Origin of the sequence: Chryseobacterium sp. 22458 (assembly GCF_052044975.1) — a bacterium.
In the GTDB taxonomy this organism is placed as follows: domain Bacteria; phylum Bacteroidota; class Bacteroidia; order Flavobacteriales; family Weeksellaceae; genus Chryseobacterium.
This window is the reverse complement of record NZ_JBQEOA010000001.1, coordinates 1,496,974-1,516,013: the sequence shown is the minus strand read 5'-3', so window position 1 is coordinate 1,516,013 and position 19,040 is coordinate 1,496,974. Positions and strand designations below refer to the sequence as shown.

General features: G+C 39.0%; 13 protein-coding genes. 7 read left to right on the top strand and 6 right to left on the bottom strand.

The features are described from left to right. Positions 1-294: 294 nt before the first annotated feature. From ACTJJF_RS06720 to ACTJJF_RS06705, 4 genes are all read right to left on the bottom strand, one after another. A complete protein-coding gene (locus ACTJJF_RS06720) occupies positions 295-2,250 on the bottom strand; it encodes a T9SS type A sorting domain-containing protein (RefSeq protein ID WP_440699124.1) in 1,956 nt (651 codons plus the stop codon). A 159-nt stretch (positions 2,251-2,409) separates the two neighbouring features. Next, positions 2,410-3,588 (bottom strand): acyl-CoA dehydrogenase family protein, encoded by a 1,179-nt coding sequence (locus ACTJJF_RS06715; protein ID WP_312301466.1) that lies wholly within the window; start codon positions 3,586-3,588, stop codon positions 2,410-2,412. A 128-nt stretch (positions 3,589-3,716) separates the two neighbouring features. Next, the gene (locus ACTJJF_RS06710) at positions 3,717-4,505 is read right to left on the bottom strand and encodes an NUDIX hydrolase (protein ID WP_065397572.1); all 789 of its coding nucleotides are present in this window, start codon (positions 4,503-4,505) and stop codon (positions 3,717-3,719) included. A 23-nt stretch (positions 4,506-4,528) separates the two neighbouring features. Further along, positions 4,529-5,716 (bottom strand): MFS transporter, encoded by a 1,188-nt coding sequence (locus tag ACTJJF_RS06705; protein WP_440699123.1) that lies wholly within the window; start codon positions 5,714-5,716, stop codon positions 4,529-4,531. A 177-nt stretch (positions 5,717-5,893) separates the two neighbouring features. Here ACTJJF_RS06705 and ACTJJF_RS06700 point away from each other — a divergent pair, with 177 nt between their 5' ends. The 7 genes from ACTJJF_RS06700 (at position 5,894) to ACTJJF_RS06670 (ending at position 17,645) form a co-directional block, all read left to right on the top strand. Beyond that, entirely contained in the window at positions 5,894-8,812 is a 2,919-nt protein-coding gene (locus tag ACTJJF_RS06700) for a SusC/RagA family TonB-linked outer membrane protein (RefSeq protein WP_440699122.1), read from the top strand. Between the two features lie 12 nt (positions 8,813-8,824). Continuing rightward, positions 8,825-10,375, top strand: a complete 1,551-nt coding sequence (locus tag ACTJJF_RS06695; protein WP_440699121.1) for a RagB/SusD family nutrient uptake outer membrane protein — start codon at positions 8,825-8,827, stop codon at positions 10,373-10,375. 2 nt (positions 10,376-10,377) lie between these two features. After that, on the top strand, positions 10,378-11,802 hold the full coding sequence (locus tag ACTJJF_RS06690; protein WP_440699120.1) for a glycoside hydrolase family 30 protein: 1,425 nt from the start codon (positions 10,378-10,380) through the stop codon (positions 11,800-11,802). Positions 11,803-11,810: 8 nt separating this feature from the next. Beyond that, positions 11,811-14,033 (top strand): beta-glucosidase BglX, encoded by a 2,223-nt coding sequence (gene bglX / locus ACTJJF_RS06685; protein WP_440699119.1) that lies wholly within the window; start codon positions 11,811-11,813, stop codon positions 14,031-14,033. Between the two features lie 82 nt (positions 14,034-14,115). Next, positions 14,116-14,925, top strand: coding sequence for a glycoside hydrolase family 16 protein (locus ACTJJF_RS06680; RefSeq protein ID WP_440699118.1), 810 nt, complete (start codon positions 14,116-14,118; stop codon positions 14,923-14,925). Positions 14,926-14,960: 35 nt separating this feature from the next. Continuing rightward, positions 14,961-16,400, top strand: a complete 1,440-nt coding sequence (locus ACTJJF_RS06675) for a glycoside hydrolase family 30 protein (RefSeq protein ID WP_440699117.1) — start codon at positions 14,961-14,963, stop codon at positions 16,398-16,400. Positions 16,401-16,631: 231 nt separating this feature from the next. Beyond that, positions 16,632-17,645 carry a terpene synthase family protein gene (locus tag ACTJJF_RS06670; protein WP_440699116.1) on the top strand — a complete coding sequence of 338 codons (1,014 nt, stop codon included), beginning with the start codon at positions 16,632-16,634 and terminating at the stop codon, positions 17,643-17,645. 84 nt (positions 17,646-17,729) lie between these two features. Here ACTJJF_RS06670 and ACTJJF_RS06665 read toward each other — a convergent pair whose 3' ends face one another. Continuing rightward, positions 17,730-18,539 (bottom strand): enoyl-ACP reductase FabI, encoded by an 810-nt coding sequence (locus ACTJJF_RS06665; RefSeq protein ID WP_312301496.1) that lies wholly within the window; start codon positions 18,537-18,539, stop codon positions 17,730-17,732. Positions 18,540-18,659: 120 nt separating this feature from the next. Continuing rightward, positions 18,660-18,959: a hypothetical protein gene (locus tag ACTJJF_RS06660; protein WP_440699115.1), complete on the bottom strand. Its 300-nt coding sequence runs from the start codon at positions 18,957-18,959 to the stop codon at positions 18,660-18,662. Positions 18,960-19,040 lie beyond the last annotated feature (81 nt).

Here is a 19,040-nt window from a genome sequence, read left to right as displayed (position 1 = left end):
GTTTACTAATTTTATTTAGAATAATTTAAAATAATTGATATAAATCATTTACAGAATTGATGAAAATATTCTTACGAAAATTTAAATTTTACCCCATAATTGTCTTTTAAATAAATATATATGATGTTTATATAATGTTGTTTCTATCTATTTATTCAGTTTTATTTTTTTTAGAGTTATTTTAAATGATATTATAATAAAATTATTCATGTATTCTAAAAAAGCACTTCATTGCTGAAGTGCCCAAAAATTAACTTGAAATGATATTATAGAAAATGAAATAGTGTTCTGACTTTATAATTTTACTTTTTTATGAATATTTTTTCCGTTGACAAGATTCAACTGTACTACATACACCCCAGATTCAAGGCTTGATGATTCAAATACAGGTTTATTGACTTCCTGTTGAATTACCAGAGCACCAGAAATGCTGTAAATGCTGATCTTTTTAATATCGGTATTCGCTTTCACTTTAATCTGTCTGTTCTGGGTAAAAATATCCGTATTGTTTTCCGGCATCTGACCTGATATTGCTTTCGTGAACTGGAGATTATAGAATGGGGTTGCTACTTCAAAAGTATAGTTCTTATTCTCCAGATCCTGTAAACTGATACCTCCTGTTTGTCTGTACTGCTCTTTCGAAACGGTTTTAACAAGGTTTTTATCTTCATCAAAAATATATACTGCAGAAAGTTCATCCTGGTTAGTTTTTAACTTTAAAACCGCATTATTCTCAGACTGTACGATTTCGTTTTCTGCAATCTCTTTGGGTGTTGCTTTGATGTACGGAATCATTTTATTTTCATTGTTTTCCAATACTTTCAAAAGATAAACTCCGTCATTCAAAGAAGATAAGCTGCGTTCACCTGCTGATCTGTTTACTGCTTTTTCTTTATTAAAATCAGTGATCTCAAGCAGCTGCATATTCCCAAGGTCCGGTTTGATCTGAGAAGAGGATAAGGTTGGTTCTTCTGTTGGAGTTGCTGTTGCCTGCTTCCCAAAGAGAGAACCTGCTATAGCCCACTGATTGAGCAGTCCGCCACTCCTTAAAGTATTAAACTTGGCATTGGAAGCCAGGGTAAAAGGGACAATCCCGCCTACATGGCCTATAGGTCCCCAATAAAAAGAATCCAGCTTATATTTGTTCAGATCCCACCACGGATAGTATCCCCGCTGAACGTCAATCGTTTTAGAGGTATTTTCAGGCGGAATGGCCAGATCTACAGTGGAATGCCCAAGGGTCATAGGAGTTTTGTTGTACCAGTCGTAGACATCTTTAGGCTTCAGGCATTGTCTGAATGTATGGTTGGGGTTATTGGTGACATCATTCACAAAATTAGTCGTGAATAGCTTTCTCCAGATCACAGGTCCCCAAAGCAGACCACCATTGTCCTGCACTACATGATAGTTGTATCGATCCAGATACTCGGCAGAAATTACTTCTGAAATGTCATTAGTATAGGTTTGATACCCTGTATTATTGCAGCTGTGAAGAACATTGGCCAGAAATGAGCTGAACGGATAAATATCCTTTTCTAATACTCCTTTCTTTAAAGTAGTTTCCGACATATCATAAGGGCCGTCACCCATATAGGCATATTTGAATTTTATATTATCCGGGTTGGAAACACTTAATCTTTTCAGCGTAGACATAGCGGCATGAGCCCCTTGAGAATAGCCTGCCAGAAAGTATTCATCATAACGTTTTACATTCAGCTGTGCCAAAGCCTTATTGGCAGCCGTGATGAAATCTATAGTGGCTCCGGCTTCTGTTGCATAGTCTACATAAGGGTGAATTCCTTCTCCAGTACCCATCCCTACATAGTCAGGGGCCATTAAAATATAACCATTCAGCACGTAAGAAAGCTCCACAACAAATCCGGCAGTAAGGGCTCCTTTGAAATTGGAAGGAACATTATGCCTGCTGTCTGTAGTTCCGTGGTCAGAGACAATGGTAGACAGTTTAAATCCTACGTTGGGATACATCAAAAGTCCGGTAGCTTTTACAAGAACATTCTTTTCGTTTTTGGTGTAGTACGTTATCTTATAACCTTTCAACCCAACGTTGAAACTATTGAGATAGCTTACAAAATCCGGTGCGTTCTGCTCACCCAGATTATTGGCAATGAAATTGACAACTCCCTGCGGGGTCAAATCCAGTTTCTGTTCGGCGCTTACAAGATCTCCAGCCTGCTGGGCAAAATAGAACGGAGCTGTAAGTCCTATTAAAAAAGTTGTGATTTTCTTCATATAGTGAATTTTTAATAACGTCAAGGTAATAACTTTATTAAATTCACAAAAACATTATGACGTTAATAATTATTCATTGAATATAAATTCTCTGGAAAGTGAGTAAAATAAAAGAGTCTGATCCGAAGACCAGACTCTTGATTCTATATTTTTCTTTTCTTAGAAAGCGTTGATACCTGTAATATCTAAACCGGTGATCAGTAAGTGAACATCGTGAGTTCCTTCGTACGTAATCACAGACTCCAGGTTGGCAGCGTGTCTCATCATCGGGAATTCACCCATAATTCCCATACCTCCAAGAATCTGTCTTGATTCTCTTGCAATGTCAATAGCCATTTTTACGTTGTTACGCTTAGCCATTGAGATTTGTGCAGGAGTTGCTTTATGATCATTCTTAAGGTTTCCTAACTGAAGGCATAATAACTGAGCTTTTGTGATCTCCGTTAAGAATTCAGCTAATTTTTTTTGTTGAAGCTGGTAAGAACCGATGGGTTTTCCAAACTGCTTTCTTTCTTTAGAATACTGAACAGCTGTACAGTAACAGTCGATAGCAGCACCAATGACTCCCCATGAAATTCCATATCTGGCAGAATTCAGACAGGAAAGAGGTCCTTTTAATCCTGTAACTCCCGGAAGAAGGTTTTCTTTAGGCACTTTTACGTCATTGAACACCAGTTCTCCGGTTTTGGAAGCTCTTAGACTCCATTTATTGTGGGTTTCCGGAGTTGTGAATCCTTCCATTCCTCTTTCAACGATAAGTCCCTGTACTTTTCCTTCTTCATTCTTTGCCCATATTACTGCAATATCACAGAGAGGAGAGTTGGTGATCCACATTTTAGCCCCATTCAAAAGATAATGATCACCCATATCTTTAAAATAAGTTTCCATAGACCCGGGATCAGAACCATGGTTAGGCTCAGTCAATCCAAAAGATCCTATCATTTCTCCTGCAGCAAGTTTAGGAAGATATTTCTTTTTCTGTTCTTCAGATCCAAACTCATTAATCGGGAACATGACCAGAGAGCTCTGTACTGAAGCGGCAGAACGTACTGCAGAATCTCCTCTTTCCAACTCCTGCATGATAAGACCGTAAGAAATCTGGTCTAATCCTGAACCTCCGTATTCAACAGGAATATAAGGTCCTAAAGCCCCGATTTTCCCTAATTCTCTCATAAGGCCAGGAAGATCTGTATGATTTTGAGCTGCCTGATCAATCTGCGGCATTACAAAACTTTCCACCCAGTCTCTTACAGATTGGCGGATCAGTTTGTGTTCTTCAGTAAGTAAAGCATCAATTCCATAATAATCAGGGATGCTTGTAAGAGGATAATATGACATGATTTTTTGATTTTGTTAAAAATAACATTTTTCGTGGTGTCTGGAAAATTTTTTTGAAAACTTATCTTAATCCTGGTTTTCAAATAGATAATACATGGTTTTCCTGTTTAAAGAAGAAAATCCGTATTTTAAACCTCCTCATCATTGGAGATCGGGTACTGGTTGACAGCGTTGTGAACCTTAGTTTTGAATTTGTACAGGTAAGGCGCTTTGTTGGCAGAACCGTCGTAAAGCTTCTCCAGCCTGTCGAGAATATTTAAGCTTAAGATTTTTCTCTGGAAGTTATTTCTCCTGAATTTCTGTCCTAAAATGGTTTCGTAAAGAGCCTGAAGGTCTTTCATCGTAAACTTTTCCGGGAGCAGATTACTGGCTGCAACTTCCGTATTGATATTCATCCGCAGATATTCCAGACCGGTTTCTATAATTCTGTCGTGGTCAAATGCCATTTTAGGCAGTTTATTCACTTCAAACCATTCACAACTTTCGTTGAAAGCATCCGGAAAAGTATCAGCTATGGAAAAATCAATAAGACTGCAATATCCTACCGTGATGAATCTCTGAAAGATCCAGTGATCTTCCGGAACCTCTATTCCTTTGTTTTTCAGAAGGATCTGGTGTACATTGTTTTCCGTACGGTCTATTCTTCCGAAGGTATGAAACTGTTTTAAGAATAAATCTTTAAGATGCGTTCTTTCATACAAAACCCTTGCTGCAGCTTCACGAAGGTCTTCATCATTGAAAACAAAACCACCGGGAAGTGACCATAGATCCAGATCATGATACTTGAGAAGCAGTACTTTCAGAATATTATTATGAAAGCCGAATATGGTGCAGTCTACCGAAATATGGGCTACGAAATCTTTGGTGTCAATAAGTTCCCGAAGTGTTTCTTTGCTTTTTGTGTCTTTGATTTTCATGGCAGTAAAAATAAAACTATTTTCTAAATTTTTCTTTTTGCAAAATTAAAATACGCTAAACTAATCACAAAAAGTAGAATAACACATGATAAAATATACAGCGGATAAAAGTTTAGCATTTGTTTTCCGAACAGTACAGCCATGATAATGGAGCTTACAGAACTGCCCAGAGACGAAAAAATAACAATAAGTGAAGTGAAAAGATTAACCTTTTCTTTATCAACCTGTGCAATCATCCTGGAGTTGATAACAGGGTAGAGCGGTGAAAGGAATAAACCTATCACCGGAAATAAAAAAAGAATAAGCCTTGAATCTTCAGAATCAAAATACTGTAGACCTACAATGGTTATCAGCAAAAGGATAATGAAAATCATACAAGTAATATAATATCCGGGAAGTGAAAACCTTCTGATGATGTTGGCCGTTACCGTTCTTCCTGCATACGAAAACAACGACAGGAAAGAAGTGGCCTGAAGGGCAAAAAATGAATTCACCTTCAGATGGTTTTTATAGAAAGAAGGCAACCATGAATTGAATCCCTGTTCTACAAATACAATACAGAAGATCACTCCCAGAAATAATGCTACGGCCGGAGTGGTAAATCCTGAAAGCTCGGAAAATATATTTTTATTTTCCAAAGGCTGGGCCTCTGAAATATTGGCTTTTGAAAGAAGGAAAATGGTGATGGCAGATAAAACGGCAATCAGTAAAAAACCAAACTTCCAGAATTCGGAATACGGGCTGGAGATCAGCCACCCAAATCCGGTATTCACCACAAAGATCCCGATCATAAAAGAAGCCTCCACACTGTTCATGGTCTTTGCCAATGACTTTTCATCCGAAATATTATTCCTGATGATCCCGAAAACACAGATTTTTCCAATGGCAAAACATGCCCCGATAATGGCAAACCACAGTTTGTAGAACCAGAAAACCTCAACAAACGGCAGAAGGCAGGAACAGAATCCAACAATGGCCAGGGCTAAGATCAAAGCTTTTTTAGCTCCGGTTTTGTTGATGAAACTTACTGCAAAAAGAGAAATAAAAGCAATAGGAAGGTCTTTGAATGATTCCAGCAAGCCAAGTTCTCCGTAGGTGATATTAGCATCTGCAAGCTGCAGAATGATAAGTCCCATACAGTTTAAGACCATGGAAAAAATAAGAAAGGTCAATTTGAGCGGAAGAGAAATTTTTGAAAGCCTGACAGTCATTTTTGGGGATTAACTTGATTGAATATTTATAGGTTTTTATGAATTATTGATGCGAAGATATAGCTTTTAACCCTCAGAAATAAAAGAAAATTTAAAATATTTGTGAATGAAATGTTAATTAATTGAAAAAAAATATATTTTTATTGTCTCAATTTGAGAATTAAACAATAACTGTATATGAATGTAAGAATATCAAGAAGCTTAGGAGCGGTTGCCGTCCTCTATTTTACGGCCAGCTTCAGTGCCCAGACCCAGAAGAAGGACACGCTTTCCAGGGAAAATAAAATAGACGAAATCGTAGTAATCGGTTATGGTACTCAGAAAAAAAGTAATGTAACCGGAGCTATTGCCAGTATTAAGGCCAGTGATATAGAAAATATTCCGGCCGGTAAACCCGAACAGGTATTACAGGGAAGAGCTGCAGGGGTTTCTGTAGTTACCAATTCCGGACAGCCTGGTGCGGCTGCCACGGTAAGGGTACGGGGGATTACCAGCTTCGGGGCGGGAAGTAACAGCCCTTTATGGGTGGTAGATGGTATCGTAGTGGATAACATCGGATGGCTGAATCAGTCTGATATAGAAAGTATTGAAGTACTGAAAGACGGTGCATCCTCTGCCATCTATGGAGTTTCTGCAGCCAAAGGGGTGATCCTGGTAACAACAAAAAAAGGTAAAAAAGGAAAACTCACCCTTTCCTATAACGGATTCTATGGTTTTTCCAATGCTGCCAAAAAACTGGATCTTCTGGATGCCAGCCAATATGCCAGAATTATTAATGAAGGTTTTGTGAATGACGGAGGCGCACCAAGATTTGCCAATCCCGATTCCTTCGGAAAAGGAACCAACTGGCAGGATACTATTTTCGGAACGGGAGAAAAAACTTCTCATGAGGTAAGCATCACCGGAGGAAATGATAAGTCAAGTTATTATACCTCATTCGGATATTTTGATCAGTCGGGGATTGTCATGAGCGATATTTCTTATTACAAAAGAATAAACGGCAGATTCAACTCCAGTCATAAGGTAACGGATTACCTGACATTAGGGCAGACTTTTGCTTATACCCATACAAAATCCCAGGGAGTAAGTGCCAATGAAGAATTCGGGGGACCGCTGGCCTCTGCTGTCAATCTGGATCCTATTACCCCGGAAGTGGTAACCAACTGGTCACAGGTAGATCCGAGCGGCTATACAAATCCCTATATTATCCGTGATCCCAATGGCAACCCTTATGGAATTTCAAGGTATGTAAATAATGAAATGACGAATCCACGGGCTTTCCGTTCTATCCAGCAAGGGAATTACAGCTGGTCAGATGATTTTGTAGGAAACATATTTGCAGAGCTTAAGTTCCTTGATCATTTCACTTTCAAAACCAGTCTGAATGGGAAGAAGTCATATTGGGGAAGCCGCACCTTTACTCCAAAATATTATTTAAGTCCCAACTACAGCAATACAAATTTCAACAGCCTGAACAAGGTGGATGAAAATAAATTTGAGTGGAGTATGGAAAACACTTTAACCTATCAGAACAAAATCGGCGATCACAATTTTAATATTCTGGTAGGTCAGGGCGTATACCGTTATAATGTATCAGGAGGAACAAGCTTAACGTATAGTAATCTGCCTATAGAAAACTGGCAGGATGCTTCCTTTAATTTTGATATTTCTCAGGATAATATTACTGCAAAAGGATGGGACGGGATCCAGACCCGTAAAGCCTCTTACTTTGGAAGGATTATTTACGATTATGCAGATAAGTATTTATTTACAGGAACAATCCGTAGGGATGGTTCTTCAAAATTTGCAACCAATCAGCATTGGGGAACCTTCCCGTCTATGTCTTTAGGATGGAATGTGCATAAAGAGAATTTCTGGCCGGAAAATAAAGTGCTCAACAGCATGAAACTGAGAGGAGGTTACGGAGTGCTGGGAAATGATGAAATGGAAAACTTCAGATTTGCCAATTTTATGGTTTCAGGAAGTAATTACACCAATTCAGGAAATAATATCATCATCGGATATGCACCAAGTACGCTTGCCAATCCACACCTGAAATGGGAACAGACCAGCCAGCTGAATATTGCGGCAGATTTTAAATTGTTCAACAATTTCACGTTTACCGCAGACTGGTATAAGAAGAAAACAACCGATATCCTGAGACAAATCAATATTCCGGGGTATGTGGGAGTTCCTAATTTACCATGGTCAAACGTAGGAGATATGCAGAATTCAGGACTGGAACTTGAGCTGGGATACAAAAAGAACTGGGAAGATTTCACCTTATCAGTAAATGCAAACTTTGCTACGATCAAAAACAAAGTACTGCGCTTAGAGGATGATATCGATTATTTCAATCTTGCTTCCTTCCAGACGATGGGGCCTGTATCCAGAGTGCAGGTAGGGCAGCCTTACGGATCATTCTATGGCCAGACCTATAGCGGTGTTTTCCAGAACCAGGCACAGGTTGATAGCTATGTAAATTCTAATGGAGAAAAATTATTACCGGATGCAAGACCAGGTGATTTCATCTGGCAGGACAACAACGGAGACGGTAAAATTGATGAGAATGATAAAGTGAACTTGGGAAGTTCTATTCCAAAATATACTTTCGGACTTACGGTTAATTTAACGTACAAAGATTTTGACTTTATGATGTTTGCGCAGGGGCAGGCAGGTAACAAAATATTCCAGGGGCTGAGAAGATTAGACCTTCCCGATGCCAATTATCAGACAAGAATCCTTGATCGCTGGACAGGAGAGGGGTCTACCAACGATAATCCGAGAGTGACCCGAAATGACCCCAACCATAATTATTCATGGATGTCAAACTATTATCTTCAGAAAGGAGATTATGTGCGCCTGAAAATCGTTCAGTTGGGATATACACTTCCTAAGGACGTTACCAGCCGCTTTGGAATGAATAAAGTACGACTCTACATCACCGGAGAAAACCTTCTGACATTCACAAAATATACAGGGTATGACCCGGAAATTGCAGGAAGAAACAATTCTGAGCAGGACATCATTGGAGTTGACAGAGCTTACTATCCACAGGCCAGAACTTTCATGCTTGGAGCCAATATTCAATTTTAATACGTAAATAACATGAAAAATAAGAGATTTATATATAAAGGACTTGCTGTAACATTGCTGGCAGGGTTAAGTTTAGGCAACATTGCCTGTAGTGGTTCCTATCTGGATGAAGTAGAAAATTCAGGAGCTTTTAAAACGGAAGAGTATTTTCAGAATGAAACGCAATCATTTAGTGCATTGGTTTCCGTCTATGATGTTTTAAGGAAATATTCGGGAGGTTTCGAGAATACGGTGACTTTCTTTAATGCAGGATCTGATGATTTTTATTCAGGAGGCGGAAATTCCAATGACGGAGCAGGTATTCAGGGAATCAATAATTATGCGATCAATCCCAATACAATGCCAGCCAGCTATTGGAGAGATTACTATCAGGGGATTGCCCGTGCTACTCTTGTGATTGAAAGAGTTCCGGGTGCTTCTATGAATGAAAATATTAAAAAAAGATACATTGCTGAAGCAAAAGTGCTGCGTTCGCTGTACTATTTTGAACTTGTAAGAATGTTTGGAAACATTCCGCTGATCCTCAAAACAATAAAATATGACGATGACTACTGGAATATACCACAGGCAAAACCAAGTGAGGTTTACACCCAGATAGAAAATGATATTGTCGCTGCAATACCGGACCTGATGATGACAGCAACTGGCAATGACAGGGGAAGGATTACCCAGGGAACAGCCAAAGCAATATTGGGGAAAATCTATCTTTACGATAAAAAGATGCCCGAAGCAGCAGCTCAGTTGGCTGAAGTGAACGGTACACCCGGTGGAACCAGCCAGTTCGGATATAAACTTGTTGCCAACTATGCCGACTTATTTAAGGTAGGACCGGAAATTTCAGATCCCTATAAATTTTCTACAGAATCTATCCTTGAAGTAATGCATACCAATAAAGGAAATTCTGACTGGGGATTCTGGGGACAGGGGAAAGATGAAGGAAACTCTATCAATGCAATGGTAGGACCCCGTTCTTATTCCCGGACAGATATTCCGGGTAATGATGCTCCGGATATCTATTCAGCCTGGGCATTCAATACAGTAACAGAAAACTTTGTTACTTTTATGGGAACCGACCCTAGATTGAACGTAACGGTTTTTGATGCGAAAAAGCTCGTGAATGAAGGGAAAATCACTTACAGCCCGGCATTTGCAGATACCGGATATTTCCTGAAAAAGTATTTACCTACGAATGACCTTAGAAGTTCGCTTCCCGGAGCTACAGAACTGAATTTCAGACAGAATTATGTTGCCATAAGATTGGCAGATACCTATCTGATGGAAGCTGAGGCGTTGGGAGGCGCAGGAGGAAGAGCACAGGCCCTTTTGGATGCAGTACGGGCCAGAGTAGGCTTGCCATCAGTTCCTGTTTCCCTTCAGGCCATTAAAGATGAAAGAAGAAGAGAGCTGGCTGGTGAAGGACACCGTTGGTTTGACCTCGTAAGATGGGGAGATGCGCCTGCAAAACTCGCATTCAAAGGATTTAAAGCCGGTAAAAATGAAATTTTGCCAATTCCGTTTAATGAGCTGCCCAATACAATTATGCATCAAAATCCGGGATATTAAATATGGAGTTTCACAACTTATATAGTTTCTTTAAAGGTACTGCACTGCTATGCGGTGTGGTACTTTTTCCTTTATCATGCAGCTCAGTGGCTCAAAACAAAGGAAATGAAGTTCAGTATTGGCTTACCAAAGGAGATGAAAGCGTAAAATTGCAGCTTCAGGATCCGGTCAGATTTGTACCTGCTTCCAACAACTTTCAGAATATTGAAATTGATGCTACTCAAAAATTTCAATATGTTGACGGTTTCGGATATACATTGACGGGCGGAAGTGTTGAGGTAATCAATCGTTTATCTCCTTCAAAGAGAAAAGCTTTGCTTCAAGAACTTTTTGGAGCTGATAAAAACTCCATTTCCATCAGTTATTTAAGAGTAAGCATAGGAGCATCAGATCTAGATGGAGAAGTATTCTCATATAATGATCTGCCTGAAGGTCAGTCGGATCCTGCTCTTTCAAAGTTTAGTCTGGAAAAGGATAAAGCCCTGATTGCTATGTTAAAAGAAATTTTAAAAATTAATCCGGACATTAAAATCATTGCAGCACCATGGTCTCCACCGGTCTGGATGAAAGATAATGGAAAATCAAAAGGAGGAAGTTTAAAACCTGAATTCTATACTACCTATGCCAATTACTTTGTAAAATACATTCAGGGCATGAAAAAAGAAGGCATTACCATTGATGCCGTTACTCCTCAGAACGAACCGTTACATCCGGGAAATAATCCAAGCTTGTATATGCCGTCAGAAAAACAGGGTGAATTTATAAAAAATCATTTAGGTCCCGCTTTTAAAGCCAATCATATCAAAACAAAAATTGTGGTCTACGATCATAATTGCAACAAACCCGAATATGCTATTGATATTCTGAAAGATCCTGAAGCCTATCCATATATTGACGGTTCTGCTTTCCATCTGTATGAAGGAGATATTTCAGCATTAAGCACTGTTCACAATGCTTTTCCTGATAAGAATCTCTATTTTACAGAGCAATGGACAGGCTCGAAAGGAACTTTTGGTGAGGATCTGAACTGGCATGTGAAGAATGTCATTATCGGATCCATGAGAAACTGGAGCAAAACTGCTCTGGAATGGAACCTTGCCAATGATCCTCAATACAGGCCCCATACCGACGGAGGCTGCACGGAATGTAAAGGAGCTATCACGGTTTCTGATAGTGAGCATTTCACCAGAAATATATCTTATTACATCATTGCTCATGCGTCCAAATTTGTTCCGGCAGGTTCTCAAAGAATCGCTTCAACACAGACAGATCATCTGTCATCGGCTGCATTTATGACTCAATCTGGGAAAATAATCTTAATTGTTCAGAATGATCATCAGGCTGATGAGAATTTTAATATTAAATTTGCCGGGAAAACGGCTGCAGTAGCAATTCCCGGGCGTTCGGCAGCTACTTATATTTTTTAATCGACATTATGAAAAGAGTGTACTTCTTATTGGCATTTTCAACATTGGGAATGAATGTCTGCGGACAGAAAACAGTAGATCAGAAAGTAGCAGAACTGCTTTCTAAAATGACCCTGGAAGAAAAAATAGGGCAAATGGTTCAGTACAGCGGATTTGAATATGCCACAGGCCCCCAGCACTCCAATTCGGCAGCCGTTTTGGAAGAGATCAAAAAAGGAAAGGTGGGTTCTATGCTGAATGTGGCCGGTTCGGAAGAAACCAGGGCTTTTCAGAAACTGGCCATGCAGTCCAGACTGAAAATTCCTCTGCTGTTCGGTCAGGATGTAATTCATGGCTATCGTACTACTTTTCCTGTAAATCTGGGGCAGGCCGCAAGCTGGGATCTGGGATTAATAGAAAAATCGGAAAGAATTGCTGCTACCGAAGCATCTGCTTATGGGATTCACTGGACTTTTGCTCCTATGGTAGATATTGCCCGGGATCCGAGATGGGGAAGAGTGATGGAAGGTTCCGGAGAAGATACTTATCTGGGAACGAAAATAGGTTTAGCCAGAATTAAAGGATTCCAGGGAGCAGGTCTGGGAGGCCTTGATGCCGTAATGGCGTGTGCAAAGCATTTTGCAGCGTATGGTGCGGCTGTGGGCGGAAGAGATTACAACTCGGTAGATATGAGCCTCAGGCAGTTGAATGAAACCTATCTTCCTCCTTTCAAAGCTGCTGCAGAAGCAGGCGTGGCTACTTTTATGAACTCTTTTAATGATATTAATGGCATTCCGGCAACGGCCAATTCATATATTCAGAGAGATCTGCTGAAAGGAAAATGGAATTATAAAGGCTTTGTTGTTTCAGATTGGGGCAGCATTGGGGAAATGATCCCTCACGGATATGCAAAAGATGCTGCTGAAGCTGCTGAAAAAGCTGTTTTTGGCGGAAGCGATATGGATATGGAAAGCCGTGTTTATATGGCTGAACTTCCAAAACTGGTGAAAGAAGGAAAAGTTGATGCCAGATTGGTAAATGATGCAGCAGGAAGAATTTTGACCAAGAAGTTCGAAATGGGACTTTTTGACGATCCTTACAGATTCAGCAATGAGAAAAGGCAAAAAGAGCAGACCAATAATAAGGAAAACAGAAAGTTCGGAAGAGAATTTGGTTCTAAAAGTATTGTTCTTCTGAAAAATCAGGGAAATATTCTTCCACTTTCAAAAACAATGAAAACTATTGCTCTGATAGGACCTTTCGGGAAAGAAACTGTGGCTAATCATGGGTTCTGGTCTATTGCCTTCAAAGATGATAACCAAAGAATTGTTTCACAGTTTGACGGGATTAAAGGCCAGCTTGATAAAAACTCCACTTTACTCTATGCAAAAGGTTGTAACGTAGATGACCAGGATAAGACCATGTTTGCAGAAGCCGTGGAAACAGCAAAAAAAGCGGATGTTATCATTATGACATTAGGGGAAGGCCACGCCATGAGCGGTGAAGCGAAAAGCAGAAGCAATATCGGTTTTTCCGGAGTGCAGGAAGACCTGTTGAAAGAAATTGCAAAAACAGGAAAGCCGATCGTTTTGATGATCAATGCGGGAAGACCTCTGATCTTCAATTGGGCTGCAGATAATATTCCTGCTATTATGTATACGTGGTGGCTGGGAACGGAGGCTGGAAATTCTATTGCAGATGTTCTTTTCGGAACGGTAAATCCCGGAGGAAAACTTCCGATGAGCTTCCCAAGAACCGAAGGGCAGATCCCGATCTATTACAATCATTACAACACAGGAAGACCGGCAAAAAACAATACGGACAGAAACTATGTTTCAGCCTATATTGACCTCAATAATGATCCGAAATATCCGTTTGGATATGGCTTAAGCTATACAGATTTTAAATATTCTGATATGGTTTTGAATTCCACAAACCTTACAGGAAATCAGACTCTGAACATCAGTGTTACCGTTTCCAATACCGGAAAATATGATGGGGAAGAAGTGGTTCAGCTTTATATCAGGGATCTTTTCGGAAAAGTGGTAAGACCCGTAAAAGAGTTGAAAGGGTTCCAGAAAATATTCATCAAAAAAGGAGACAGTAAAAAGGTAGATTTTAGATTAACACCTGAAGACCTGAAATTCTTTGATTATGATTTGAATTTTGACTGGGAAAGCGGAGAATTCGATATTATGGTCGGAACCGATTCTCAACATATTCAGACCAAAAGAATCACCTGGACAAAATAAATTGAATTCAATTCAATAGGAGTAGGCTTTATCCCACTTATGAAAATATAAAAAGAACGGCTTTAGCCAAAACTTACTATACATGAAAATCAAATTCAGAAATATAATAAATATCTGTGTAAGAGGAATATTCTTTCTTTCTACCCTCAATTGTGCTTCTCATAAGCCGGATACTGGCAGAAAACTGATTTGGAATGATGAGTTTAACGGCAAAGGACTTCCGGATTCATTAAAATGGAATTATGATACCGGAGGAAGCGGTTTTGGAAATGAAGAAGCTCAGTTTTATACCAAAAACAGGCTTGAAAATGCCAGAATGGAAAAAGGAAATCTCGTAATTGAAGCCAAAAAAGAAAATTGGGAAAAGAATAAATATACTTCAGCAAGACTTCTAACCAAAGGAAAGTTCTCTTTTCAGTACGGAACAGTTGAGGTAAGGGCTAAACTTCCCAAAGGTCGGGGAACCTGGCCTGCCATATGGATGATGAGTGAAAAGATGAAGCAATGGCCGGATGACGGAGAACTGGATATTATGGAGCATGTTGGCTTTAACCAGGGCTATATTCATGCTTCGGTTCACACCAAAAAATATAACCACATCCAGGGAACACAGAAAACCGATACTTTATTTGTAAAAGATGCCAGTGAAAAGTTTCATGTATATAAAGCAGACTGGACTCCTGAAAAAATAGAGGTCTATATTGATGATAAGAAGTTTTTTACTTATGAAAATAAAGAGAAGAGCTATGAATCCTGGCCTTTTGATCAGCCGTACTTTATCATTTTAAATCTGGCAGTCGGTGGTTTCTGGGGCGGAAAAGAAGGAATAGACAATTCTGTTTTTCCACAGAAGTATTATATAGACTACGTTAGGGTCTATCAAAATAAATAATGAATAGGGGACGCAATCGTCCAAAATAAAAAATCATGAGAAAACTAATTGTAAGTTGTTTTGTAGTGGGTATTGTAGTGAATATCAATGCCCAGAATTATTGGAAAAAGCATGAAGGTAAAACAGCTAAAGTAATCCTGACCAATGCTAAGGCGGAAGAAAGGATGGTTGACAAAGGGGCGGTTAAGTTTGAACAATTCGGACAACCGAAAGAAACTGAGGCCTGTATTTTTATAGCACCCAATTTTAAATATCAGAAACTGATAGGAATAGGAGGTGCTATTACAGACGCTTCAGCAGAGACGTTTTACAAAATGCCGAAGAACAGGCAAAAAGAGATTCTGGATGCGTATTTCGGTAAAAACGGATTGGGATATACGGTTGTTCGTACCAATATGAACTCCTGTGATTTCTCCAGTGATTCCTATACTTATGTGGAAGATAATGATACGGCTCTGAAGACTTTTAATGTTGCTCATGACGAGAAATATAAGATCCCGATGATCAAAGAAGCCCAGAAAGCAATCGGAAATAATTTTACCTTTTATTTTTCTCCATGGAGTCCACCGGCCTGGATGAAATCCAATAAAAGCTTATACAAAGGAGGAAGACTGGAAAACCAGTATTACCAGACCTGGGCAGATTATTATATTAAATTCATCAGAGAATACGAAAAAAGAGGAATCAATGTCTGGGGATTAACGGTTCAAAATGAGCCTATGGCTACGCAATCATGGGAATCCTGTATCTATACCGCTGAAGAAGAAGGCGATTTCCTGAAAAACAATTTAGGACCCACTCTCTGGAAAAACGGATATAAAGATAAGAAAGTTATGATCTGGGATCACAACAGAGATCTTATTTATCAGAGGGCAACTACCACACTGGGTGATCCTGAAACATCAAAATATGCTCACGGAATCGGATATCACTGGTATGAAACCTGGAACAATAAAACCCAGCTTTTTGACAATTTAGCAGAAACACACAGAGCTTTCCCGGATAAATTCCTGGCATTTACAGAAGGCTGCAAAGAACAGTTTGCAATGGATAAAATCTATGATGTAAGCCTGGGTGAGCTTTACAGCAAGAATATGCTGAACGATTTCAATAAAGGAAATGCCTTGTGGACAGACTGGAATATCCTGCTGGATGAAACCGGAGGCCCCAATCATAAAGGAAACTTCTGCTTTGCTCCGATCATTGCTGATACCAAGACAGGAGAAGTATTCTACACCTATGAGTATTATTATATAGGCCATGTTTCGAAGTACATCAAGCCCAATGCCCAGAGAATCGGAAGTTCTTCCAACAGAGCTGCTCTGACCTCGTCAGCATTTATGAATGAAAACGGGCAGCTGGTAACAGTGATCATGAATGATTCAGACAACGATATTGAAACCAATCTCTGGATCGAAGGAATGGCTGCCAGGCTGAATGCTCCTGCGCATTCTATACAGACCGTGATCCTGTAATTTCATATTAATATATTTTTGACAGTATCGGCGGCCTCGAAGAGGCCGCCGATACGATTTTAATTCCATATGGAATTTGAGAAATATTTCAATTAAATTTTTATTTATTTAAATCATAATTAATTATTATTATTTTATTTATTATTAAATTTTGTTATAGTTAATTATTATTTGGTATTTTGGTTTTATTTTTTTTATAATTTTAATATATTAATAAACAAGCCGAAAACCATGAATTTATCAATAACAGACAAAGAATTTTATGCCGGATTACAGCAGCTTCCGAAACCTCAGTATCCATTTCCGGATTTTTCCCATCCTGATATGTTGCTGCAGAGAGAAGAATATTATCATTGGATAGATAAAGAATATGCCTTTCATACTAAAGAGGCTCGCGAAAAACATAAACGGCATCACCTGACTGATATTGCTGCAAGAGGTTGTCCTTTCCTGAAATCCATAGCAGAATTGAGACCTTTGGCTAATTATACCGCAAATGGAGCTATGATGGATGATTATTTTGATCGATGTACAAGGGAAGAAATGTATGGCATCATGCAACGGATCATGGTATTGCTATCCGGTGAAGATCCTGTTGAACCAGCTGAAAACGGTATTTTTCATTTATTCTGGGTGTTGCGGAAGGATGCCATACAATGTGATATTCCTGAACGTATTTACAGAAGATTTGTGAGATCAATACAGGATGTGCTGATGGGGTATTCTGAAGAAAAAGTGTATTACAGAACCAATAGCATACCACCATTACCTGTTTATCTTCTGATCCGGGAAGCAACAAGCGGTGTTCAGCCATATTGTGATTATGTGGTTCTTCAGAAAGACTATCGTCAGCTGCCTGACGGAATTTTTGATCATCCTCACATCAGACGTATTTATACGCTTTGTTCTCTGATGATTGGTATACACAATGATCTTATTTCATTACCGAAAGAACTTCATAGACAGGGTGATACAATGAATCTGGTAAAAGTTTTACAGCACGAAGATCAATTATCTTTGCAGGAAGCTTATATGAAAGCGCTGGAAATTCATGATCAGTATTTAAAAGAATTCTTGACTTTGCAAAACCATCTGCCTCCGTTTGGTGATTGGCAGAATGAGGTTTATAATTATATTCAGGATCTGGGAGTTATGGTAGCAGGAGTATATGCATGGCATACCAACGATACTTCCAGGTATGTGAATGGAGGGTATGTGGAAGGCGAGTTCTCAGGCCTGGAATAATCAAAAAACCCATGACAACTGATCATGGGTTTTCTATTTATTTTAAACGAAACTTTGCAGTCCGTTGTTTTTTATGAATGATTTTTATTCAGCATCATATTTACTGATTACTTTCTGAGTAACTCCTGAGCTGCTGAAACCTCCGTCGTGGAATAGGTTCTGCATTGTTACTTTCTTCGTCAGATCAGAGAATAAGGTTACACAGTAATCTGCACATTCAAGAGCCGTAGCATTACCTAGTGGAGACATATCTTCAGCATATCCAAGGAACCCTCCGAAACCTTTCACACCGCTACCCGCAGTAGTCATTGTTGGAGACTGAGAAACCGTATTTACACGTACTTTTCTTTCACCCCAATAGTTTCCGAAAGTTCTTGCAATACTTTCCAGATAAGCTTTATTATCAGACATATCGTTATAATCAGGGAATGTTCTCTGAGCAGCAATATAAGTAAGTGCCAAAATACTTCCCCATTCGTTCATACAGTCTTTTTCCCAGGCTACACGCATTACTTTATGGAAAGAAACAGCGGAAATATCCCAGCCTTTCTCCAACCAGTCGTAGTTCATTTCTGTATAGTGTTTTCCTTTTCTTACATTGATAGACATTCCGATAGAGTGAAGGATAAAGTCGATTTTTCCAAATTTTGCAACAGCGGCATCAAAAAGTTTTTCAAGATCTTCTACAGAAGTAGCATCAGCACCTATCACTTCAGAACCTGTTTTTTCTGCTAAACCATTAAGTTCTCCCATTCTCAAAGCAATAGGAGCATTAGATAAGATAAATTCAGCACCTTCCTCATGGCATCTTTCAGCAACTTTCCATGCGATAGATTGTTCATTAAGGGCTCCAAAAATAATTCCCTTTTTGCCTTTAAGTAAACCGTATGACATAATTTTTTAATGTTTATTATAATACAAATGTAGCAATAATTGTGGTTATGACATAATAAAAAATGGAGCCTTATCAATTTAAGACTCCATTTTCTTGAAAATATTTATATGACTGAAATTTTAATTGGTTTTCTTGTTCCATTCTGCTTTTACATCTTCCGCTGCATCCTTAGTTTTTTCCCAAGCCTCATCTGCCTTATCTTTGATGTCTTCCCAGGCATCAGATACATTAGCTTTTACCCTGTCAAACCAGTCTTCCTGATTAGCTTCCTCATCGTTATTACGTTTTTCATTAATATAAGCCTTGGCTTTGTCTGCCAGTTCATTGATTTTCCATTTGGAGTTATCCGTTGCATTCTGTAAAGAATTTTCTACATTATTCACTGCTTTTTCCGCTTTGTTGTAATCTGAATTATTCATAATAGTATAAATTTGGTTTGGTAACCGTAAATAAACAATAACCATTCCTAAAATCAGTTGATTCTGTTAAACTTTTCATAA